At 52.5% G+C, this 23,371-nt stretch carries 20 protein-coding genes; 9 read left to right on the forward strand and 11 right to left on the reverse strand.

The window, feature by feature from the left end; genetic code table 11:
* Window positions 1-33: 33 nt before the first annotated feature.
* The 3 genes from kbl to HV243_RS00665 all read left to right on the forward strand — a co-directional run bounded on the left by kbl (window position 34) and on the right by HV243_RS00665 (window position 3,494).
* Complete coding sequence (gene kbl / locus HV243_RS00655) at window positions 34-1,230, forward strand: glycine C-acetyltransferase (RefSeq protein WP_053388716.1); 1,197 nt, start codon at window positions 34-36, stop codon at window positions 1,228-1,230.
* A gap of 9 nt (window positions 1,231-1,239) precedes the next feature.
* Complete coding sequence (gene tdh / locus HV243_RS00660) at window positions 1,240-2,265, forward strand: L-threonine 3-dehydrogenase (protein ID WP_181603919.1); 1,026 nt, start codon at window positions 1,240-1,242, stop codon at window positions 2,263-2,265.
* Between the two features lie 191 nt (window positions 2,266-2,456).
* Window positions 2,457-3,494 carry a glycosyltransferase gene (locus tag HV243_RS00665; RefSeq protein ID WP_046275752.1) on the forward strand — a complete coding sequence of 346 codons (1,038 nt, stop codon included), beginning with the start codon at window positions 2,457-2,459 and terminating at the stop codon, window positions 3,492-3,494.
* Here the strand turns inward: HV243_RS00665 and HV243_RS00670 are convergent, their stop codons facing one another.
* Genes HV243_RS00670 through gpmM form a run of 3 tightly spaced genes read right to left on the reverse strand, consistent with a single transcriptional unit; the run spans window position 3,495 to window position 7,268 of the window.
* Window positions 3,495-4,427 carry a divergent polysaccharide deacetylase family protein gene (locus HV243_RS00670; protein WP_053388715.1) on the reverse strand — a complete coding sequence of 311 codons (933 nt, stop codon included), beginning with the start codon at window positions 4,425-4,427 and terminating at the stop codon, window positions 3,495-3,497. It lies immediately after the preceding gene.
* 3 nt (window positions 4,428-4,430) lie between these two features.
* Complete coding sequence (gene envC / locus HV243_RS00675; RefSeq protein WP_242672056.1) at window positions 4,431-5,690, reverse strand: murein hydrolase activator EnvC; 1,260 nt, start codon at window positions 5,688-5,690, stop codon at window positions 4,431-4,433.
* A 33-nt stretch (window positions 5,691-5,723) separates the two neighbouring features.
* Window positions 5,724-7,268, reverse strand: a complete 1,545-nt coding sequence (gene gpmM, locus HV243_RS00680; protein WP_053388713.1) for a 2,3-bisphosphoglycerate-independent phosphoglycerate mutase — start codon at window positions 7,266-7,268, stop codon at window positions 5,724-5,726.
* A 247-nt stretch (window positions 7,269-7,515) separates the two neighbouring features.
* On the opposite strand from gpmM, the gene HV243_RS00685 reads away from it, so the two are divergent.
* The 5 genes from HV243_RS00685 to cysE all read left to right on the forward strand — a co-directional run bounded on the left by HV243_RS00685 (window position 7,516) and on the right by cysE (window position 10,682).
* A complete protein-coding gene (locus HV243_RS00685) occupies window positions 7,516-7,947 on the forward strand; it encodes a rhodanese-like domain-containing protein (RefSeq protein WP_005120473.1) in 432 nt (143 codons plus the stop codon).
* A gap of 51 nt (window positions 7,948-7,998) precedes the next feature.
* Window positions 7,999-8,250, forward strand: coding sequence for a glutaredoxin 3 (grxC, locus tag HV243_RS00690; RefSeq protein WP_003024152.1), 252 nt, complete (start codon window positions 7,999-8,001; stop codon window positions 8,248-8,250).
* A 46-nt stretch (window positions 8,251-8,296) separates the two neighbouring features.
* Complete coding sequence (gene secB / locus HV243_RS00695) at window positions 8,297-8,764, forward strand: protein-export chaperone SecB (RefSeq protein ID WP_003024155.1); 468 nt, start codon at window positions 8,297-8,299, stop codon at window positions 8,762-8,764.
* Entirely contained in the window at window positions 8,764-9,783 is a 1,020-nt protein-coding gene (gene gpsA, locus HV243_RS00700) for an NAD(P)H-dependent glycerol-3-phosphate dehydrogenase (protein ID WP_016154966.1), read from the forward strand. Before secB ends, gpsA begins: the two co-directional genes overlap by 1 nt.
* A 77-nt stretch (window positions 9,784-9,860) precedes the next feature.
* Window positions 9,861-10,682: a serine O-acetyltransferase gene (gene cysE / locus HV243_RS00705; protein ID WP_016154965.1), complete on the forward strand. Its 822-nt coding sequence runs from the start codon at window positions 9,861-9,863 to the stop codon at window positions 10,680-10,682.
* A 181-nt stretch (window positions 10,683-10,863) separates the two neighbouring features.
* Here cysE and trmL read toward each other — a convergent pair whose 3' ends face one another.
* The 8 genes from trmL to HV243_RS00745 form a co-directional block, all read right to left on the reverse strand.
* The gene (gene trmL, locus HV243_RS00710; protein WP_016157744.1) at window positions 10,864-11,337 is read right to left on the reverse strand and encodes a tRNA (uridine(34)/cytosine(34)/5-carboxymethylaminomethyluridine(34)-2'-O)-methyltransferase TrmL; all 474 of its coding nucleotides are present in this window, start codon (window positions 11,335-11,337) and stop codon (window positions 10,864-10,866) included.
* Window positions 11,338-11,383: 46 nt separating this feature from the next.
* Window positions 11,384-12,724, reverse strand: coding sequence for an aromatic acid/H+ symport family MFS transporter (locus tag HV243_RS00715; protein ID WP_016154963.1), 1,341 nt, complete (start codon window positions 12,722-12,724; stop codon window positions 11,384-11,386).
* A gap of 195 nt (window positions 12,725-12,919) precedes the next feature.
* Entirely contained in the window at window positions 12,920-14,110 is a 1,191-nt protein-coding gene (gene lldD / locus HV243_RS00720; protein WP_016154962.1) for an FMN-dependent L-lactate dehydrogenase LldD, read from the reverse strand.
* The gene (lldR, locus tag HV243_RS00725; protein WP_003024170.1) at window positions 14,107-14,883 is read right to left on the reverse strand and encodes a transcriptional regulator LldR; all 777 of its coding nucleotides are present in this window, start codon (window positions 14,881-14,883) and stop codon (window positions 14,107-14,109) included. Before lldR ends, lldD begins: the two co-directional genes overlap by 4 nt.
* Window positions 14,880-16,535, reverse strand: coding sequence for an L-lactate permease (gene lldP / locus HV243_RS00730; RefSeq protein ID WP_053388712.1), 1,656 nt, complete (start codon window positions 16,533-16,535; stop codon window positions 14,880-14,882). Before lldP ends, lldR begins: the two co-directional genes overlap by 4 nt.
* A 294-nt stretch (window positions 16,536-16,829) precedes the next feature.
* Window positions 16,830-21,335: a trimeric autotransporter adhesin SadA gene (gene sadA / locus HV243_RS00735; protein WP_181603920.1), complete on the reverse strand. Its 4,506-nt coding sequence runs from the start codon at window positions 21,333-21,335 to the stop codon at window positions 16,830-16,832.
* A gap of 43 nt (window positions 21,336-21,378) precedes the next feature.
* Window positions 21,379-22,020, reverse strand: coding sequence for a DUF3251 domain-containing protein (locus HV243_RS00740; RefSeq protein WP_181603921.1), 642 nt, complete (start codon window positions 22,018-22,020; stop codon window positions 21,379-21,381).
* Window positions 22,021-22,507: 487 nt separating this feature from the next.
* A complete protein-coding gene (locus tag HV243_RS00745; protein WP_016154959.1) occupies window positions 22,508-22,870 on the reverse strand; it encodes a YibL family ribosome-associated protein in 363 nt (120 codons plus the stop codon).
* Between the two features lie 292 nt (window positions 22,871-23,162).
* On the opposite strand from HV243_RS00745, the gene HV243_RS00750 reads away from it, so the two are divergent.
* On the forward strand, window positions 23,163-23,369 hold the full coding sequence (locus HV243_RS00750) for a hypothetical protein (RefSeq protein WP_016154958.1): 207 nt from the start codon (window positions 23,163-23,165) through the stop codon (window positions 23,367-23,369).
* The last annotated feature ends 2 nt before the right edge of the window (window positions 23,370-23,371 follow it).

The following is a 23,371-nucleotide window of genomic DNA, read 5'->3' on the forward strand; positions in this document are numbered from 1 at the left end:
TGTGCTGAAATTTGCCCAGTCTGGAGAATTGAAATGCGTGGGGATTTTTACAAACAGTTAACGAACGATCTCGAAACCGCACGTGCGGAAGGATTGTTTAAAGAAGAGCGCATTATTACGTCTGCCCAGCAGGCGGATATCACCGTGGCGGACGGAAGCCACGTTATTAACTTTTGTGCGAACAACTATCTGGGGCTGGCTAACCACCCGGAACTGATTGCAGCTGCAAAAGCAGGTATGGATTCTCACGGATTTGGTATGGCTTCGGTCCGCTTTATTTGCGGTACCCAGAACAGCCATAAGCAACTGGAGCAAAAACTGGCGGCATTCCTCGGTATGGAAGATGCCATCCTTTACTCTTCCTGCTTTGACGCCAACGGCGGCCTGTTTGAAACGCTGCTGGGCGCAGAAGATGCGATTATCTCAGATGCGCTCAACCACGCTTCTATCATTGACGGTGTTCGCTTGTGTAAAGCAAAGCGTTTCCGTTACGCCAACAACGACATGGTCGAACTGGAAGCTCGTTTGAAAGAAGCGCGTGAAGCGGGAGCCCGTCATATCCTGATCGCCACCGATGGCGTGTTCTCTATGGATGGTGTGATTGCTAACCTGAAAGGCGTTTGTGACCTGGCGGATAAATACGACGCGCTGGTCATGGTTGATGATTCCCATGCTGTCGGCTTTGTCGGCGAAAATGGTCGTGGCTCACATGAATACTGTGACGTGATGGGGCGTGTGGACATCATCACTGGTACGCTGGGTAAAGCGCTCGGCGGCGCATCTGGCGGTTATACCGCAGCGCGCAAAGAGGTTGTTGAGTGGCTGCGTCAGCGTTCCCGTCCGTATCTGTTCTCCAACTCATTGGCTCCTGCAATTGTTTCTGCCTCCATTAAAGTGCTGGAGATGGTCGAAGCAGGCAGCGAGCTGCGCGATCGCCTGTGGGCGAACGCACGTCAGTTCCGCGAGCAAATGTCTGCCGCAGGCTTTACGTTAGCGGGAGCGGATCACGCAATTATCCCGGTCATGTTGGGGGATGCGGTAGTGGCGCAAGAGTTCGCCCGCGAGCTGCAAAAAGAGGGGATTTACGTTACTGGATTCTTCTATCCGGTGGTTCCAAAAGGTCAGGCGCGTATTCGTACCCAGATGTCTGCGGCGCATACCCCTGAGCAGATTACGCGTGCTGTTGAGGCGTTCACACGCATTGGTAAACAACTGGGCGTTATTGCCTGAGGATGTGAAATGAAAGCGTTATCCAAACTGAAAGCGGAAGAGGGCATTTGGATGACCGACGTTCCTGAACCGGAAGTCGGCCATAACGATTTGCTGATTAAAATCCGTAAAACAGCCATCTGCGGGACTGACGTTCACATTTATAACTGGGATGAATGGTCGCAAAAAACCATCCCGGTACCGATGGTCGTTGGACATGAATATGTCGGCGAAGTTGTTGGCATCGGCCAGGAAGTTAAAGGCTTTAAAATCGGCGATCGCGTTTCAGGCGAAGGTCATATCACCTGCGGGCATTGCCGTAACTGCCGCGGTGGACGTACTCACCTGTGCCGCAATACGACCGGTGTTGGCGTAAACCGTCCTGGCTGCTTTGCAGAATACCTGGTGATCCCGGTATTTAACGCGTTTAAAATTCCGGACAACATCTCTGACGATCTGGCGTCTATCTTCGATCCGTTCGGTAATGCGGTGCATACGGCGCTGTCGTTCGATCTGGTTGGGGAAGATGTGCTGGTTTCCGGCGCGGGTCCAATCGGTATTATGGCGGCAGCGGTTGCCAGGCACGTTGGCGCACGCCACGTGGTGATTACCGATGTTAATGAGTATCGCCTTGAACTGGCGCGTAAAATGGGCATCACTCGCGCGGTCAACGTGTCGAAAGAGAGTCTGACCGACGTGATGGCTGAACTGGGCATGACCGAAGGGTTTGATGTCGGTCTGGAGATGTCCGGTGCGCCGCCAGCGTTTCGCACCATGCTGGACACCATGAACCACGGTGGCCGTATTGCTATGCTGGGTATTCCACCATCAGACATGTCCATCGACTGGACTAAAGTTATCTTTAAGGGATTGTTTATTAAAGGTATCTACGGTCGTGAGATGTTTGAGACCTGGTACAAGATGGCCGCATTGATTCAGTCTGGTCTGGATTTGTCACCGATCATCACCCATCGATTCTCCATAGATGAATTCCAGCAGGGCTTTGACGCGATGCGCTCGGGCCAGTCAGGGAAAGTGATCCTGAGCTGGGATTAACCCTATCCAATCAGTAGATTCTGCGTATGTCCCTGGGTGTTGATTATCATTACCATCCGGGGCTTTTTTATGCTTGCACGCTCGCTCCTGCTTGGCGCATTTTCTGCTAAAGAATTAATAATTTTTTCTGAAAATCTACCGCTTAATATGCTAAAAAGTGCCGATAACTCTATTGTTTGGCTGGATTTGATATGACCTATATCCCTGGTCTCCTGAGCGTCATTATGCCACTTTACAACACGGGTGAACCGTTCATTGCGTGTATGGATTCGCTGATTGCGCAAACCTGGAAGAACCTGGAGATCATCATTGTTAATGATGGTTCTACGGATAACTCAGCGGACCTTGCTCAGTCTTATGCGGATCGTTACCCGCACGTTCACCTGTTGCACCAGCCCAATGGAGGGGTATCCGCGGCGCGCAATACCGGTATGGAAGTTGCCAGGGGGGAGTACATCGCGTACGTAGACGGCGATGATATTGCCTATCCGGAAATGTATGAGACGCTGATGACTATGGCGCTGAAGGATAATCTGGATGTTGCGCAGTGCAACGCTGATTGGTGTATTGCGGAGACAGGCCACACCTGGGCATCCATTCCTACCAATCGAATTAGTTCTACCGGCGTGATGACCGGGCCAGACTGGTTACGCAAAGCGTTAGCCAGTCGCCGTTGGCGGCACGTTGTCTGGATGGGCGTTTACCGCCATCAGACCATCCGCGACGCAGGACTGACCTTCCTGTCCGGTCTACACCACCAGGATATTATCTGGACGACAGAGTTTATGTTTAATGCGAAACGCGCGCGTTATACGGAAGTGCCGTTGTATAAATACTTCCTGCACGGCGCGTCCGTCAGCCGCCTGCCACGCACCGGGCTGAAAAATCTCGCCTATCAACGCCACTACATTAAAATTACCCGTCTGCTGGATAAGATGAATCACGACTATGCTGGACGCATTCCAATTTATCCGGAGTTCAAACAGCAGGTGATTTACGAAGCGCTACGCGTTTGTCATTGCATACGTAAAGAGCCGGACGAGAAAATCCGCCAACGGATGATTGCTGAAGTATTCGTATCGGGTATGTTTAAGCGCATGGTGAGCAATATCTGCAGCGTTAAGCTGGGTTATCAGGTGCTATTGTGGGCCATACGCTTTAGTCAGTGGCGCGATAAATCACTGACGCCGCGCCGCCTGGCCCATTTAACGCTGGATATTAAAGAGTAATTATTGCCAGCCCTGCCATTGCAGGCGCATGTACTGCACCAGCGTGCTTTGGGTGATGCTTTCACCGAGCACGCTGAAGAAGCGGCTGGCGTAAACCGGCTCTAACGGCTGCTTCGGTTTGCATAATCTCACCCCGCGGAAAGGATTACGTGGCGCATCAGGTTTACCATTCTTCGGCGGTGTAAAGTTTGGTCTGGAGGTGTCTACCTGTGGTTCATTGAGCAGGCTGCTTGGGCGAACCAGCGTAATGTCCGCAGGCAGGTTATAAAGCATTTGCTGCAGGACGCGAACCGTCGAAGGGTGAGGATGCCCAATGGCAATTGCTGAACCGTTGCGGCGCGCAAGCTCAACGGCACGATTAAACTGACGGCGAATATCGGCTTCGTTTTGCGTGTCATCCAGGAAGACTTTGCGTTTGATAACCTTCACGCCGGTTCCTGATGCTGCGCGCATTGCCTGACTGTTGCCGATGGTCATACTGTCCAGGAAGTAGAGATCGTAGCGTTCCAGCGCCTGCATCACCTTCTGCATGCCGAACAGGCTGGAGGTCATCGCGCTGCCCATATGGTTGTTCAGCCCGACCGCATTCGGTACTTTGCTTACCGCGTCGCGAATAATCCGCTCAATCTCTTCGCTGCTCATTTCCGGGCGCAAAGTATCTTTCTCTAACGGCTGTTTGCTCAGTGGCGCCATCGGCAGATGGATTAAAACTTCATGCCCGCTGTTATGCGCTTTAATCGCCATTTCACGCGCGTGTGGGGCATTAGGCAGAACGGCAACGGAGAGGGTGGAAGGCATCGCCAGAACCTGATTTTCGGTGTGTGGACGATAGCCGAAATCATCAATAACGATGGCAAGTTTGCCAGCAAAAACAGGTGTTGCGAAGGCCAGCACGCTGGCGAGAGAGAATAATAGACGACGAAATTGAGGCAAAACTTATCTTCCCAACCACGGCTGTGGATTGACCGCCTGACCCTGGCGACGAATTTCGAAATAGAGTGCCGGCCTGCCCTGTCCGCCGCTGCTACCCACAAGTGCAATAGGCTGCCCGGCGCGAACCTGCGTACCGACGCTGACCAGCGCGCTCTGGTTATAACCGTAAAGGCTCATATCGCCTTTACCGTGCTCAACGACGACCACCAGACCGTAGCCCTGCAACCAGTCCGCCAGAATGACGCGACCATCGGCAATGGCTTTAACTTCGGTGCCTTCGGATGCGCCAATAACCATCCCCTTCCAACGTAGCTCACCTTGCAACTGTTCGCCATAACGATGTAGCGTTGGGCCACGAACGGGCCAGAATGCCTGGCCGCGTGGGGAACCTAAACCGCCGGTACGGGACATCAGTGATTTTTCGCTTTCGGTTGGCTTGTAGGTTGAGCCTTTCCGTGACGCATCCTTCTGTTTGTCACGTACGGCCTGCGCCTCGCGAGCTTCACGTTCCGCGCGTGCTTTGGCTGCGGCTTCGGCGCGAGCAATGCTGTTGCGCAGGCGTGATTCGTTGGCGCGCATTTCGCCCAGTTGCTGCTGACCCTGCTGAATCGATGACTCCAGACCCGAGAGCGTCTTCTTGCGTTCATTACGCGCCTGCTCCAGCTTAGCCTGCTGAGCGCGCTGTTCGTACAGCAACGTCTGCTGTTCGCTCTGCTTATCTTCCAGCTCGGCTTTTTGCGAGTCGACTTCTTCGCGGGTTTGTTTCAACTGCGCGATGGTTTCCTGCCGCGCCTGGTTCAGATAGCCGAAATAGGCCTGCAGGCGTTGCCCGCGCTGGCTCTCTTCCCCGCTCAGAATGAGCTGAATACCGGTGTGTTCGCCCTGGCGAAACGCTGCGTCAAGTTGGGCTGCCAGGCTACGCTCTTGCGCAGCCCGCTGTTTTTCCAGCTTCGCGAGGGCGGCATTCATCTCTGTGATTTGTGCATTCAGCTGCGCCAGCGAGTTTTGCGTTTCGCGTAGTTGCCTGGCGGCAACGGCGATGGCCTGTTCCTGAGCTTTAAGTTGAGCGAGGAGAGTGGAGCGTTGTTGTTGTTGTTGGCGTACCGCGCGTTCTTTTGCCGCGATATCAGCCTGAATAGATTTGAGCTGATCGCGCTCGTCCGCGTGGGCGGAAATGGCGCACAGCAATACGCCAGCGCTAAGCGCGCTGGCGTAGAACAAGGGCCTGACTGAAAGCTTTTGCAGTTTCACGGCCCAAGTGATGGTATCAATCGCCTTTCCCCTCATGGGGAGGGATTATTCCACGATGAACAGCGGCTTACCAGTCATCTCTTGCGGGATTTCCATACCCATCAGCGTCAGCATCGTCGGGGCGATATCAGAAAGTTTGCCGCCTTCAACTGCTTTGACGTTTTTACCACCGACATAAATCAGCGGAACGGGCAGGTTGGTGTGTGCTGTATGTGCCTGACCGGTGGACGGATCGCGCATTTGCTCTGCGTTACCGTGGTCTGCGGTGATCAGCAGTTGGCCGCCAACGGATTCAACCGCTTTAGTCACCTGCTCAACGCAGTGATCCAGCGCTTCAACCGCTTTAACCGCAGCTTCCATCACCCCGGTGTGACCAACCATGTCGCCGTTCGGGTAGTTACAAATGATGGTGTCGTATTTTCCGCTCTGAATCGCAGCAACCAGCTTCTCGGTCAGCTCAGCAGAGCTCATTTCCGGCTGCAGATCGTAGGTCGCGACTTTCGGCGAGTTGATCAGGATGCGATCTTCGCCTTTGAACGGCTCTTCTACGCCGCCGTTAAAGAAGAAGGTCACGTGGGCATATTTTTCAGTTTCGGAAATACGCAGCTGCGTTTTGTCATTCTTCGCCATCCACTCGCCAAGGGTGTTGGCCAGAGACGCTGGTGGGTAAGCAACAGCAGTTTTGATGTCGGCTGCGTATTCGGTCAACATCACAAAGTTGAGGTTAACGACTTTCTTACGGGCGAAGCCGTCGAAGTCAGCGTTAACAAACGCACGGGTGATTTCACGCGCACGGTCAGCACGGAAGTTCATGAAAATCAGCGTATCGCCGTCTTCCATGGCGGCTTCAGCCTGGCCTTCAGCACGAATCACGGTCGCTTTCACGAATTCGTCGTTTTCGTCGCGGGCATAAGCAGCCTGCAGGCCTTCAACAGCCGTAGCGAACTGGAACTCGCCTTTTGCCAGCGTCATCAGGTCATAAGCCTGTTCAACGCGATCCCAACGGTTGTCGCGGTCCATGGCGTAGTAACGACCGATGATGGACGCTACACGGCCTTTGCCCAGCGCGGCAAATTTCTCTTCGAATTTCTGCAGCGAATGTTCAGCGCTGCGCGGCGGGGTATCACGGCCATCAAGGAAAGCGTGCAGATAGATTTTCTCAGCACCGCGTTCAGCTGCCATTTTGACCATCGCCATGATGTGATCTTCGTGGCTGTGAACGCCGCCAGCAGAGAGCAGGCCCATGATGTGAACCGCTTTGCCGCTATTTTTTGCCTGGTCGACCGCATCGGTCAGCACTGGGTTAGCGAAGAAAGTCCGTTCTTTAATTTCAACATCCAGACGGGTCAGGTCCTGATACACGATGCGGCCCGCGCCCAGGTTGACGTGACCCACTTCGGAGTTGCCCATCTGGCGATCGGGCAGGCCGACTTCCAGGCCAGAGGCATCAATCAGGGTATGCGGACGTTTTGCCCACAGAGCATCCATTACCGGGGTTTTGGCATTAAAGATGGCGTTATCCTGGCTGTCTTCACGATAGCCATAGCCATCCAGAATCACCAGTACCATAGGTTTTTTAGAAACCGACATTGCGACAACCTCACACTCAATAGACAAAAATAATTGCGTAATTTTACTACAGCTGAATCGATAAAATAGCCCCAGAAGATCAAATAATCGACCAGAGCGTGTCGCAGAGGGCGCGGATTTACGTTTTTTTTTCCGTAGCGCCCCGCAAAAATGCAATCCAATGCACGCTCTGGCTGTATTTGCGCCAACGCGCAGGTATACTCCTTTCCTGGTTTTTTAATCACTAAGTCGGGAGTTGTTACCCCCCATGCAAGAAATTATGCAATTTGTTAGTCGCCACCCTGTATTGAGTATCGCCTGGATTGCGTTACTGGCGGCTGTATTATTTACCACGTTTAAGAGCCTGACTTCGAAAGTGAAGGTAATTACGCGCGGAGAAGCCACTCGTCTTATCAACAAAGAAGATGCGGTGATTGTGGATTTACGTCAGCGCGACGACTTCCGCAAAGGCCATATCGCGGGCTCCACTAACCTGCTGCCGAGCGAAATCAAAGCCAACAATTTTGGTGAGCTGGAAAAACACAAAAACAAACCTGTTATTGTGGTTGATGGCTCTGGTATGCAGTGCCAGGATTCAGCAACTGCGCTGATTAAAGCCGGTTTTGAGCAGGTATCTGTACTGAAAGACGGCGTAGCGGGCTGGAGTGGCGAGAATCTGCCACTGGTTCGCGGCAAGTAATTTACCCGTCTTCTTTCATGCCTCAGGGTAAAAGAACACTGGAGATAAGTCATGGCCAATATTGAGATCTATACCAAAGCGACCTGCCCGTTTTGCCATCGCGCAAAGGCGCTGTTGAACAGCAAGGGTGTGAGTTTCCAGGAACTTCCGATTGACGGCGATGCCGTGAAGCGTGAAGAGATGATCAAGCGCAGTGGCCGTACAACGGTTCCGCAGATTTTTATTGATGCACAGCACATTGGTGGTTGTGACGACTTGTATGCGTTGGATGCACGTGGTGGACTGGATCCACTGCTGCGTTAAGGCGTACCGAAGTATTTAAAGGACAACACTAAAGGGTTTTCTCAACATGTCAGAACAAAATAACACTGAAATGGCTTTCCAGATCCAACGTATTTATACCAAGGATGTGTCTTTCGAAGCGCCAAATGCACCACATGTTTTCCAGAAAGATTGGCAGCCAGAGGTTAAACTGGATCTTGATACCGCATCTACCCAACTGGCAGATGATGTGTATGAAGTAGTGCTGCGTGTCACCGTAACGGCATCTCTGGGTGAAGAAACTGCGTTCCTGTGTGAAGTTCAGCAGGGCGGTATTTTCTCCATCAGTGGTATTGAAGGGACTCAGATGGCGCATTGCCTTGGTGCATACTGCCCGAACATTCTGTTCCCGTATGCCCGCGAATGCATCACCAGCCTGGTTTCCCGCGGTACATTCCCGCAACTGAACCTTGCGCCGGTCAACTTTGATGCGCTGTTCATGAACTATTTACAGCAGCAGGCTGGCGAAGGTACTGAAGAACATCAGGATGCCTGATGAACCAAAGTAATGCTTCAATGACTGTGATTGGTGCCGGCTCGTACGGCACCGCTCTTGCCATCACCCTGGCAAGAAATGGCCATCAGGTTGTCCTGTGGGGCCATGATCCGAAACATATCGCGACCCTCGAGCACGATCGCTGCAACGTCGCGTTCCTCCCTGATGTGCCTTTTCCCGAAACGCTGCGCCTGGAAAGTGATTTAGCCACTGCGCTGGCCGCCAGTCGTAATATTCTGGTGGTGGTGCCGAGCCACGTCTTTGGCGAAGTGCTGCGGAACATCAAACCGCTGATGCGTCCTGACGCGCGTCTGGTCTGGGCGACAAAGGGTCTGGAAGCGGAAACGGGACGCCTGCTGCAGGACGTCGCGCGTGAAGCGCTGGGGAATTCTATTCCACTGGCAGTTATCTCCGGTCCGACGTTCGCCAAAGAGCTGGCGGCGGGCATGCCGACGGCGATTTCTCTGGCCTCGACGGACGACACCTTTGCTGACGATCTCCAGCAGTTGCTGCACTGCGGCAAGAGCTTCCGCGTTTACAGCAATCCGGATTTCATTGGCGTGCAGCTTGGCGGCGCGGTGAAAAACGTTATTGCGATTGGCGCGGGGATGTCTGACGGCATCGGTTTCGGCGCGAATGCGCGAACCGCATTGATCACCCGTGGACTGACCGAAATGTCTCGCCTTGGCGCGGCGTTGGGTGCCGATCCTGCCACCTTTATGGGGATGGCGGGTTTAGGCGATCTGGTGCTGACCTGTACCGACAACCAGTCGCGTAACCGTCGTTTTGGCATGATGCTCGGCCAGGGGATGGACGTGCAGGGGGCGCAGGACAAGATTGGTCAGGTGGTTGAAGGCTACCGCAATACGAAAGAAGTTCGTGAATTGGCGCACCGTTTTGGTGTTGAGATGCCAATAACCGAGGAAATTTATCAAGTATTGTATTGCGGAAAAAACGCGCGCGAGGCAGCATTGACGTTATTAGGCCGTGCACGCAGGGACGAGCTGAGTCGCCACTAGCTGTAAGGAACTGTTGAATATAACGACCCGACCCGCGAAGAACGGGTCGGTCGTTTTGCTATCTTCTGGAGTACGCAATGCCGTGTGAAGAACTGGATATCGTCTGGAAAAACATTAAAGCGGAAGCCCGGGCACTGGCGGAATGTGAGCCAATGCTGGCCAGTTTTTACCACGCAACGCTGCTCAAGCATGAAAACCTCGGCAGTGCGCTGAGCTATATGCTGGCGAATAAACTCGCTTCTCCGATCATGCCCGCCATTGCCATTCGCGAAGTCGTGGAAGAGGCCTACGCGGCCGATCCTGAAATGATTGCCTCAGCGGCCTGTGATATTCAGGCGGTACGCACGCGTGATCCGGCTGTCGATAAATATTCCACCCCACTTCTGTATCTGAAGGGCTTTCATGCGCTTCAGGCCTACCGTATCGGTCACTGGCTGTGGCATCAGGGGCGTCAGGCGCTGGCGATCTTCCTGCAAAATCAGGTGTCCGTTAGCTTCCAGGTAGACATTCACCCGGCGGCAAAAATTGGCCGTGGGATTATGCTCGATCACGCCACTGGTATTGTGGTCGGTGAAACTGCCGTGATTGAAAACGACGTCTCTATTTTGCAATCCGTCACGCTGGGCGGGACCGGTAAAGCCGGCGGTGACCGTCATCCGAAAATTCGTGAAGGCGTGATGATTGGCGCGGGAGCAAAAATTCTCGGCAACATTGAAGTCGGGCGCGGCGCGAAGATTGGCGCAGGTTCCGTCGTTTTACAGCCGGTACCCCCGCATACCACTGCAGCAGGCGTTCCGGCACGCATCGTCGGTAAGCCTGACAGCGATAAGCCGTCCATGGATATGGATCAGCATTTCAACGGGATACATCATACTTTTGAGTATGGAGATGGTATCTGATTTCGAGCTATCTTACCTGGCAGATTGAACCTGAGCTGTGCTCGTCATCCTTACGGACTGCGTGTACGCTCCGGTGACTGTGCGCAGTCCATGTTCAATCTGTCTGCGCCGATAACGCTCAAAATGAATTCCATCAAATTAATGTAGGTCGGATCAGGCGCTAGCCGCCATCCAACAATCATCAGCTACGCAGTACCGCGCCCGGATACCCTAGCTGGCGCCAGGCCTCATACACCACCACCGACACCGCATTTGACAGGTTCATGCTGCGACTGTCTGGCATCATCGGAATACGAATTTTTTGTTCGGCCGGCAGCGCGTCAAGGATGCTGGCTGGCAGACCGCGTGTTTCCGGACCAAACATCAGATAATCCCCGTCCTGATAGCATACCGCGCTATGCGCTGGCGTACCTTTGGTGGTCAGAGCAAACAGGCGCTGCGGATGTTCTGCGGCGACGAAGGCGGCGTAATCAGGGTGGCGTAGCACGGCGGTAAATTCATGGTAATCCAGCCCCGCGCGACGCAGGCGCTTGTCGTCCCAGGTAAAGCCCATTGGCTCTATAATATGCAGACGAAAGCCGGTGTTGGCGCAAAGACGGATAATATTGCCGGTATTTGGCGGGATTTCTGGTTCGAATAAAACGATGTTAAGCATACTGCCCCCTTGATAACGGGGGGCAGAATAGCAGAAAGAGCGGGTACTATGCGACGGTCAGCGTCTGCGGTTTATAGCGTTGCAGCTTGTAAATTGTCGCGGCAGCAGCGACCAGGGCCGGAAGGCTGAGGAACATTAAGATACTGTCTGCCTGCCATTGCAGGGAAAGCAACTGGGCGCTCATCATCGTTCCGGCTACGCCGCCGAAGCGGCCCACGCCCTGCATCCAGGCAATGCCCGTCGCACGGCAGTGGGTTGGATAAAACGTGGCGGCCAGCGTCTGCAGCCCGGACTGCGCGCCGTTCATGGTAATCCCCATCAGGAAGATCAGTGCGCCGAACAAGATGATGTGGTTATGTTCAAACCCGAGAGCGAGGGCAAACAGCATCGTCAGAATGAAGCCGAGTGAGACCACTTTATGGGCTTCCCAGCGGTCCATTAACCAACCGGCCAGCAGGATCCCCGCCGTACCGCCAAAGGTAAACAGCGATGTCAGCCAGGCGGATTCGGCCAGCGGATAGCCCATTCCCAGCATCAGCGTTGGCATCCAGCTCAGCAGCACGTAATAGATAACCAGCCCCATAAAGTAGGTCATCCAGAGCATCAGCGTACCCGGCAGCCAGGGCATACTAAATAACTGTGCCACGCTGCTTTTTTTGACCGTGATACGGTCTTCATCCAGATAAAACTGGGTAACCTGTTCCAGACTTCCCGACATAAAACGTTGAGCAATGCGTTTAATCTGTGCAACCCCTTTACCGCGGTGAACCAGATACTTAACCGACTCCGGCAGGAACAGCACCAACAGTACGGTGAGGACCAGTGGGGCGATCGCACCAGCAAGCAGAACACTGTGCCAGCCGTAGTTGGGGATCAGCCAGGAGGAGATCACGCCGCCGCCCGCAGCCCCTAATGGAAAGCCACAGTACATGGTGTTAATCGCCATTGAACGACAGCGTTTCGGGGCGAATTCTGACACCAGGGTGATGGCATTGGGCATTGCCGCGCCAAGCCCAAGCCCGGTGAGAAAGCGCCAAAACGTGAGCATATTCAGCGTCTGGGCATAGGCGGTTCCCAGACTGGCGAGGCCAAAGAACAGACAGGAAAAGACCAGGACGCGCTTACGACCCATACGATCGGAAATCGGTCCGGCCAGCAGGGCACCAAATGAGAGGCCCAATAGCGCGGCGCTTAACACCGGTCCAAGATCTTGTTTCTTGATGCCCCAGTCGGCTGAAAGCGTGGGGGCAATATAGCCCATCGCCGCCGTATCGAAGCCGTCAATGGCTAAAACCAGAAAACCCAGGACAATAATGACCCAGTGGAAACGCGAAAAAGCACTGTCATCTATCGCCTGCTGGATATTCACTTTTCCGGAATAAGCCATGTCACCCTCGCCAGTTATGATGATTGTTATATGTATAAAATGCTGTTGTATTAGCTTGTCTATACATTTGGCAGGTGGATAAAAAGTTGTCAAATATATTGGTTGTAAATGTTAACTAGTCGTTATTTTTGGATAAAAAATGGTCGGGCTGAAAACAGACCGACCATTCAGAAAATGGGGTTTACGGGGATGTTGTTACGCTGCGCTACCCTGGACCAGAGGTGCCAGCGCGGCAGGCAGGCTCTTACCCAGTTCCTGTACCAGCGAATCACGGCTGATTTCGCTAATCGACTTCGCACCGGTCAGGGTCATCGCCACCTTCATCTCTTTCTCGATCAGGTTCAGCAGATTCGCCACACCGGCCTGGCCGTGGGTCGCTAGCGCGTACAGATAAGCACGCCCCAGCAGCACGCTATCCGCGCCCAGCGCTATCATGCGTACAACGTCCAGACCATTGCGGATCCCGCTATCAGCCAGAATGGTGATATCGCCTTTCACCGCATCGGCAATGGCGGGCAGCGCACGAGCTGAAGACAGCACGCCATCTAACTGACGGCCACCGTGGTTAGAGACAACGATGCCATCCGCGCCAAAGCGTACGGCGTCGCGGGCATCTTCAGGATCGAGGATCCCTTTGATCACCATCGGACCATCCCAGAATTCACGGATCCACTCGAGGTCTTTCCAGGAAATCGACGGATCGAAGTTATTCGCCAGCCAGCCGATGTAATCTTCAAGGCCGGTGGGTTTGCCAAGATAAGTCGAAATATTGCCTAAATCATGCGGGCGACCGTTCAGACCAACGTCCCATGCCCACTGTGGATGAGTGACTGCTTGCCAGTAGCGCCGCAGTGCCGCATTTGGGCCGCTCATACCGGAATGGGCATCACGGTAGCGTGCGCCAGGCGTTGGCATATCGACGGTAAAGACCAGCGTGGAGCAACCCGCCGCTTTGGCGCGCTCCAGTGCGTTACGCATAAAACCGCGATCGCGCAGAACATACAGCTGGAACCACATCGGACGCTTGATGGTCGGGGCGACTTCTTCAATCGGACATACGGACACTGTGGAAAGCGTAAACGGAATGCCTTTGGCATCAGCGGCGGCGGCGGCCTGAACCTCGCCCCGGCGTGCGTACATGCCGCATAAGCCGACAGGCGCGAGGGCTACCGGCATGGAGAGTGTTTCGTTGAACAGCTTGGTTTCCAGGCTCAGGTCGGACATATTCTTCAGTACGCGCTGGCGCAGCGCCACCTCTGACAGGTCTGCCACGTTACGGCGCAAGGTGTGCTCGGCATACGCCCCGCCGTCAATATAGTGGAACAAGAAGGGGGGCAGGATGCGCTGGGCTGCGGCGCGATAGTCGCTGGCTGCTGAAATAATCATGTGTTGTTCTCCCTGCTATTCTCACCAGGATCACCGGGCAGGCGAGTAATACGCGCCTGCCGGGCCTGATCTTCGTCAAATCGTTTAATTGTGGTGTGGACAAAACTGAGGTGCGCCATCATGGCCTTACGCGCCCCGTCGGCATCCCCGGCAACAATGGCGTCCAGCACGGCCTGATGCTGCGCCGTCAGTTGAGAAAATACGGGCGGTACCAGGTACATACGTTGGCGGCTCTGTTTTACCGAAGACTGCAGGACGTCGAAGAAACCGCGCATGGTCTGCAACAGCACCACGTTGTGCGAGGCTTCCGCAATGGCGAGATGAAAACGAACGTCAGCCTGCGAGGCGAGATCCGGATCTTCGCTTTGCGTGGCCTCGAAACAGAGCCTGATTTTCTCTTTATCCGCGGCGGTGGCCCGCATGGCTGCGTGCCAGGCGGTACTGGCTTCGATGGCGTGGCGGGCCTCCAGAATATCGAAACTGTAATCAGGATCGTCAGCCAGCAGGGTTTTCAGCGGCTGAACGATGTTTTGTTCAGACCAGGCCTCATGCTGCCAGCGGATAAACGTCCCGCCGCCACGACGGCTAATCAGTACGCCTTCACTGACCAGCTTTGCTAACGCCTCGCGCAGCGAGTTACGCGATACGCCGAGCTGTACGGCCAGTTGGCGCTCAGCGGGCAACTTCATGCCCGCCTCCAGCTGTTGTTCTTCAATCAGCGCCCGCACACGAGATGCGACTTCGTCTGACAGGCGTCTGGGCATCACTATCATGGAATCATCCAGGTTAAGACATAGGCCTGCAGCGTGGTAATCACACCCACCATGCAGGTGAAAATCAGGCTGTGTTTCACGGTAAAGCGGAACAGGTCAGACTCTTTCCCCACTAATCCCACTGCCGCACAGGCGATAGCGATAGATTGCGGCGAGATCATCTTGCCGGTCACGCCGCCGGTGGTATTTGCCGCCACCATCAGCACATCCGAAACGCCGATTTGCTGAGCAGCCGTAGCCTGCAGGGCGGCAAACAGTGCGTTTGATGAGGTGTCGGACCCGGTCAGAAATACCCCCAGCCAGCCGAGGAACGGTGAGAAGAAGGTAAACGCGCTGCCGGTGTGTGCCAGGGCCAACGCCAGGGTTGATGAAAGCCCGGAGTAGTTTGAGATAAACGCGAATGCCAGCACCATTCCGATGGAGTAAATAGGTAATGCCAGATCTTTCAGCGTGCTGCCAAAAGTCTGCAGCGCTGCGGACGGCTTCATCTTCAACCAGACGATAGACAGCAGGGCGGCAAACAAAATCGCGGTACCGGTCGCGGAGAACCAGTCAAATTTATACACCGCCGCGTAGGCTGTGGCTTCGTGTACAACCGGCGGCATACGGGCAACCAGCTTATCGAGGAACGGAACCGGAATATTGACCACCCAGTGGTACATCGCGCCGCCTGGCGCAAACAGCGCTTTAAACGGCGGTACGCTCCACAGCGTGACGGTGGCGGTCAGGAACAGGAACGGAGACCAGGCGCGGACCACCTGTCCAGCGGTATAGTGGGTGCGAGCCAGCGTCTGATCGACCTGTGAAGCGCCCATATCGCCAAAGCGGAAGATGCGTACCGGCTGCCAGCGTTTCAGGAACAGCGTCAGGCAGACCAGCGAAACCAGAGACGAGATAATGTCCGGCAGTTCTGGCCCGATAAAGTTAGAGCTGAGGTACTGCGCGATAGCAAACGAGCCGCCAGCGACCATCACCGCAGGCCAGGTCTCTTTTACGCCGCGCCAGCCATCCATAATCGCCATAATCCAGAACAACACGATAATGGTCAGGAACGGTAACTGACGGCCCACCATCTGACCAATCTCGAAGCTATCCAGCCCGGTAACCTGACCGGCAACCAGAATCGGAATGCCCATTGCGCCAAAAGCGACCGGAGCGGTGTTTACGATCAGGCACAAACCTGCCGCGTACAGAGGATTAAAGCCCAGACCAACCAGCAGTGCAGCGGTAATCGCTACCGGAGCGCCAAATCCTGCCGCCCCTTCGAGGAATGCCCCAAAGGAGAAACCGACAATCAGCATTTGCAGACGTTGGTCCGGGGTAATCGAGAGTATTGAGGAGCGGATGATGTCGAACTGCCCGGTTTTCACCGAGATTTTATAGACGAATACCGCGGCGATAATGATCCAGGCAATTGGCCACAAACCATAGAAGAAGCCGTACACCACGGAAGCCAGAGCGTGATCGACCGGCATTTTGTAAAACAGCAGGGCGACCGTCAGAGCGATCACCACCGTCCATGACGCCGCAACATAGCCTTTCAGCTTGAGCTTAATCAGGGCGAAGAAAAAGAACAGGATAGGGAGCGATGCGATCAGACTGGAAAGCCAGATGTTACCGGCCGGGTCGTAGTTCTGTTGCCAGAGATTCATTGCAGGTCTCCTGGGGGCCGCCGACATAATGGAATGAGTCTGTGCTCATCTCCTGGTCACATTATGTGTAAAAGTGGCCCTGCCAATATTGTTGTGTAGGGGTAATGACAATGAATGGTTAATCAAATGTTATTTATTGGCAACGGTATTGTACTCACATTTTAATGAAATGTGAGGTGCTGGTAGGATCTGGCTAAAATTGGTAGGGCCAATTGCGGGTGAGGACAACAAAGAGAAGTGAAAAGGCAATGGCATGATGCCATTGCCTTTGATGTCGGGAGTATTGTTACTTCATTACCACTGGAAGCCAGCACCAATGGCTGCAGAGTAATCGCCCTGGCTGTTACTGGTTCCTTGCAATTTATAAACCCAGCCCCCGCTTTCACTCACCATAGACACGCCGAGTGCGACGGCACTTTCACCATTAAACGTACCCCCAGCAATCGAGGTCATGTTGGCTCCCGGTGCGTAAGCTTGTGGAAGACCGGCCATGGCCATTGCTGAGGCAATACCGCCGCTCATCTTGTTTTCTACTCCTTTGATTTTACTGTTCATTTCACCCATTTTTTGATCGGTATAGGTGTTTGCTTCTTCTACGCTGCGTTTCAATTGCGCATAGTTCACCGCATCCGTATCGTTCACCGCCGCTGAAACATTGCCGATCCGAGTGGTACCGCCACTCCCGTCTCCCAGGTTGAGCACACTGTAGTTAACCGAGCCATCGGTATTGGTTTCATAACGAACGGAACCTGCTTCTGAGGCTTTCAGTTGCGCCACATTAACCGCGTCAGTGTTGTTCACCCCTGCGGCAACATTGGTAATACGACGTTGTTGAGTAGAAGAGCCGACAGACACCGTATTAGCTTCATCTGCGACGGAATTTGTGCCTAGCGCCACGCTGTTTTCAGCAGCCGCAATAGATCCGGAACCCATCGCGACGCTGTCTGCACCCTGGGCATTTGCATCGGCACCTGTTGAACTGGTCTTGAAGTATTTGGTGCTCCCCGTAGTGACAATATCGCCGACAGAGTTTTCGATATTGGTGACGCGAGTATCAAGGTTGCTAACCTGGGTATTCAGGTTATTGATGCTTTCGGTATTTGCGGCAACACGGCTGTCAGTGACTTTCAATTGACCAACGTTTACGGCATCGGTGTCTGCGCTTCCTGCTGCAACATTGGTGATCTGCCGCTGGCCATCGCCACTGCCTACAGAAACTTCGCCCACTGACGTTTGTGGCGTATCCATGTTGTAAGCGGTATAGCTGCTTTGTGCGCCGACGGTGGTTTGTGAATTGCTGCCGAGCGCGATGCTGTTGGCGTGATTTACCTGTGCGTTTGAACCAATGGCAATGCCGTTGAAGGCAGATTGATCTACGACTGCGCCATAGCCAATACCGACTCCCGAATCGCCATTGACGATGGTTTTCGCGCCGACGGCTATCGCGTTTTCACCCACCGCCAGGGAATCTTCCTCATCCGAGTTAGCGTGGAAATATTGTGTCGACGTCGTGGAAACGGCGGCGATAGCATTTTGTAACTGACGAACTGTTACCGCATCTTGCGCTTCAGAGCCGTCCGCAACGTTGGTAATTTGACGATAGCTTTCTCCATCCGTCCCCAATGACAACGCGCCCAGCAACTCTCTGTCTGTTGTATCGTAACCAATGACGACGCCATCGCTTGTTACGCTCGTTGCTTGTATGCCGGTTGTAATAGCGCGGTTAGAGCTGGAGCCACTGCCCAAGGCGATGCTGCCCTCAATGCTGCTGCTGCTGTTTTCTCCAAGCGCCAGACTCGAAGCACCGGATGCGACGGCGTTGTAACCCACTGCTGTTGCGCCCTCACCCGTTGCGTATGCATCCTGGCCTTCAAGCCCGTTATCGTTCGTGCGGATGTATTTCACGCCGGTACCATTTTCCGTGATATAGGTTTCGCTGGTATCACCGGTTATTTGGTTAATAGATTCATTATACTGAGAAATCAGCATGTTAGTTTCATGGAGCTGAGAGCCATTAACGGCGTCAGTACTGTCACTGGCGATTTCACCTGCTGCTACATTGGTTATCTTATTGGTACCGCTGGTACCGTGGCTGGCGCTGAACGCACCCTCTTCGTCATCCCAGCTCAGTGCATCGGTACCAAGGTTGGTGATGGACGTATTGATATCCGCAATAGCAGAGGTGTTTTGATCTACTTTCTGGTTGGTTTCATACAACTGTGAGCCGTTTACCGCGTCTGTACTGTCCTCAGAAAGCTCCCCGGTGGCGACATTGGTTATTTTACTGGTACTTCCACCGTGGTTTGCGCTAAAAGCCCCGATGTCTTCGTCCCATAACAGAGCATTATCAGTGAGGCCGGTAATGGACGTATTAATGTCGGTGACAGAAGTATTCAGGTTCTCAATTGCGGTGCTGTTCTGAGATATGTTGGTGGTATTGGCGGCGATATCGGTCGTGTTCTGATCCACTTTTTCATTGGTTTCGAACAGCTGCGAACCGTTAACCGCGTCGGTGCTGCTCTCAGAAAGCTCCCCGGCGGCGACATTGGTGATTTTGTTTGCCGTACTACTTCCGTGGCTGGCGGAGAACGAATTGGTTGCCTCATCCCAGCTCAGTGCATCGGTACCAAGATTGGTGATCGTCGTATTAATATCTGCAATATCTGATGTGTTTTGATCTACCTTCTGGTTGGTTTCATACAACTGTGAGCCGTTCACCGCGTCTGTACTGTCCTCAGAAAGTTCCCCGGCGGCGACATTAATGATTTTGCTGGCGCTTCCCGCGTGGTTAGCGCTGAATGCTCCAGAGTCAGCATCCCACAGCAGGGCATCATCGGTTAGCGTGGTAACTGAGTTGCTCAGGTTATTGATATTGGTGGTGTTGGTGGCGATATCAGTGGTGTTCTGAGACACATTTTCGTTGGTGGCAAACAACTGGGAGCCGTTAACGGCATCGGTGCTGTCTGCGGCCAGAGTGCCTGCCGCCAGATTGGTGATCTTGCTGGCGCTTCCCGCGTGGTTAGCGCTGAATGCACCAGAGTTAGCATCCCACAGCAAGGCATCATTGGTGAGCGTGGTAACAGAGTCGCTCAGGTTATTGATATTGGTGGTGTTGGTGGCGATATCAGTGGTGTTCTGATTGATGCTGGTCGTATTAGCGGCGATATCGGTTGTGTTCTGGTTAATGCTGTCGGTATTGGCGGTAATATCGGCAGTGTTCTGGTTGATGCTGTCGGTATTGGTGGCGATATCAGTAGTGTTCTGATCCACTTTCTCATTTGTATCAAACAACTGGGAGCCGTTAACGGCATCGGTGCTGTCTGCGGCCAGGGTGCCTGCCGCCAGATTGGTGATCTTGCTGGCGCTTCCCGCGTGGTTAGCGCTGAATGCGCCAGAGTTAGCATCCCACAGCAAGGCATCATTGGTGAGCGTGGTAACAGAGTCGCTCAGGTTATTGATATTGGTGGTGTTGGTGGCGATATCAGTGGTGTTCTGATTGATGCTGGTCGTATTAGCGGCGATATCGGTTGTGTTCTGGTTAATGCTGGTCGTATTAGCGGCGATATCAGTAGTGTTCTGATTGATGCTGGTCGTATTAGCGGCGATATCGGTTGTGTTCTGGTTAATGCTGTCGGTATTGGCGGTAATATCGGCAGTGTTCTGGTTGATGCTGTCGGTATTGGTGGCGATATCAGTAGTGTTCTGATCCACTTTCTCATTTGTATCAAACAACTGGGAGCCGTTAACGGCATCGGTGCTGTCTGCGGCCAGGGTGCCTGCCGCCAGATTGGTGATCTTGCTGGTGCTTCCCGCGTGGTTAGCGCTAAAGGCACTGGTGCTGTCATTCCACAACAGCGCGTCTTCGGTTAATCCTGCGACAGAGGCACCTGTGTTAATGATAGAAGTGTTAAGTGCACTTAATGCACTGCCTACGTTATTGTAGGTGCCTGTGCCTACCTCGTAGAGGGGAGCATTCACTGTACCATCAGAATTAACGGAAGCCCCTCCGCCGAGTCGGTTGGCGACGGATTGACTTAAAGAATGAATTTGCGCACCTGTGACGGCATCAGTACTGCTGGAATTGATGTCGCCTTTAGCAACATAGGTGATCTGCCGTTGAGTGGTGCTGTTACCCACGGCGACGGAATTGTCTTCCAGGGCGGTAGAGCCTGTGCCAAGGGCAACTGAGCTGGTGCCTATCGCTTTTGCGCCATTACCAAATGCAGTGCTGTCGTCACCGCTCGCAGTGGATTGATTACCTAATGCAACGGATGTTGCTCCGCTCGCAGTGGATTGATTACCTAATGCAACCGATTTTGCACCGCTCGAATTGGCATAAACACCCATTGCCATCGAATAATCTCCACCGGCTGAGGAAGAGGCTCCCATTGCAATGGCCCGGTCACCGGCAGAAACCGATTTTACGCCAAGCGCTAGCGAAGAGTCGCCGGAGGATTGGCTGTATGAACCAATGGCGGTACTCCATTTCCCCATCGCATCGGCCTTATAACCCATCGCGGCGCTTGCGCCATCTTCGCTGGTGTAAGTATTGGCTGTGGCATTGGTACCAATTGCAACCCACCCTGTTCCCGTTGTACCTGATACGGTAACACCGCTTCCGGTATCGTTCCCCGCGTTGGCCAGCGCATCCGCTGAGACCATAATACTGCCAAGACCGATGAGTGCGGAAACAGCCAGCTTTTTGCGACCGCTTTTTTTGCCGTGGCTTTTTGCGGTTTCGCTGGTGACAATAAATGTTCCCGTAGCGGCATTCCAGATGACTTTAAATATTTTGTTCATGGATAAGTGCTTTCCTTTTATAAAATAGTTGTATCAATGGCTATTATTTTTTTGATTTCTTTTTTGTATCTTTAATAGGTTGTATTCTGTCAAAAATAACATTTTTCATGTTAATGCCTATTTTTAGATACTTAAGATTATTGGGCGATACGCCTTTTAATGTCAGCGTGACGTTTGTCCATGCTCCCGGTAAGAGTTCTATTGTCGAATCCATTTGCGTGTTGAGCAGGAGTTGTTTCCAGCGAGGCAGATCTTTTGCCTCGGAAGGTTTTTTCGTACCCCATGTCATATTAAACGCCAGGTTTGATACGGGAATGCTGAGTAAGTTAACCAAATCAAGATGAATAACACTCCCATCATCTATTGGCTCAATAGATAGAATACGCCCGGCTAAGCCGATATTGCCGTTGTTAATAATAAAATAGTGCGTTTGTGATGGGTCCAGTTCTGTGTAGTCGAATAGCCGTTGTTTGCGTTCAATGCGTCCAACGACTTCGGCGACCTTTTGTGTTGCGTTGATAATCGTAGTTTGTTGTTTTTCTAGTAAATTTATCTTTTCTTCTTGTTCTTTTTGTTGTTTTTTTAGTTCTTCGACAAGGTGTTTATCTGCAAAGTAATCACAACCCGATAACAAGAATGTGAATCCCAAAACAAGCAGCGGAACAAATTTTCCATTATTGTTCATATAAAATATCCTTATTTATAATTTATATGGTGTAAATAGTCGTCTGTTATTTATACAGCTAACTCACCATTCTGCGGGCATTGCCAATAACCCATTAACGTATGGTTATAATGAAAATATTCATTGCTTATATGAAATTTTGAAAATACCCAATATTATTTATTAATTACCCATAGCAATGCCTTATAAAAATATAATCATAATATTTATATATAGGGGCATTGTTTTATAGATGATAATGTTATTTAATTTTGTGGGTCAATTATATTCTGCGGGTCATGAAAAAAGAGGATGGAAAAATTCATTGTATAAATACAAACAGACATGATGGTGGGATTTTTTTTCTGAAAAGCAGAGATTGCCGTTAAAAATGAACTTGTATATAAGCGGTGTAAATATTTACAAGAAAAAATTCGGAATATAGCCCGATGCTCTCAAGCCACCCGCCGTTCGACGGGTGTCTTGAGAGCCTGTGATGCGGGAGTGCTTAGAACTCGCTCTTCGCGAAGCCCGTCATCTCTTTCAGGCCCATTTCACGGCCAAGCTCGGTCATCGGGTGAACGACGATCAGGCCGCGCACGCTCTTCTTCAGCTTGCCCATGTCGGCCTGTTCTTTTTTGGTGATAGCACGACGGAAAGGAAGTTTCGCCAGCTTTTGCGCTTCTTTGCTCAGCTTCTGGCCGTGGACGTCACGCAAACGCGCGATCTCGGTTTCCAGCGTTTCTTTCTCTTGCTCCAGCTCGGCATATTTGTCGGCGGCTTCAACCAGGGACAGGTCTGCCTGCTGGTGGCGGATAGCGTCCAGACGATCGCTCAGGCGTTTAATTTCGTTTTTTTCGACTTCTTTCATAGGATAGCTTCTGATAAAAATAGGATGAATATCCTATAGTATGCGCGCAGAGCGGGATTATTCACAACTAATCGAAGATAAATAATCAAATGTTGCAAGTATTATTCAGCTAATGAAAATACTAATATTTTGATTAATATGGAATTTTAAGTGATAAGGTCGGCCGTGGTGCTTTTTATTGACGGGTTCATAGTGAAGCACGTTTTCCTCAATATAATCGCCCAACCGATCCTAAACTTAAATGAGCAACCGCGCAGGCTGAGCGCGGTTAATACATGGAGGAGGGAAGATTATGGCGAAAATAGGTGAGAACGTTTCGGCCCTTATTGATAAGACGGTCGATTTTATGGCTTCAAGCCAGGCTTTTCGCGAATATCTGAATAAAACACCACCGCGCAACGTTGTCCCTACTGAAATACCGCAGGAGAATGCGCAGCTGTATCTGCAACGTCTGGCGTATTATCGGCAGCTGTATCGACCGCAGCAGGAAGAGAAGTAAGC

The organism is Citrobacter sp. RHBSTW-00599 (genome assembly GCF_013784065.1).
Taxonomy (GTDB): Bacteria; Pseudomonadota; Gammaproteobacteria; order Enterobacterales; family Enterobacteriaceae; genus Citrobacter; species Citrobacter braakii.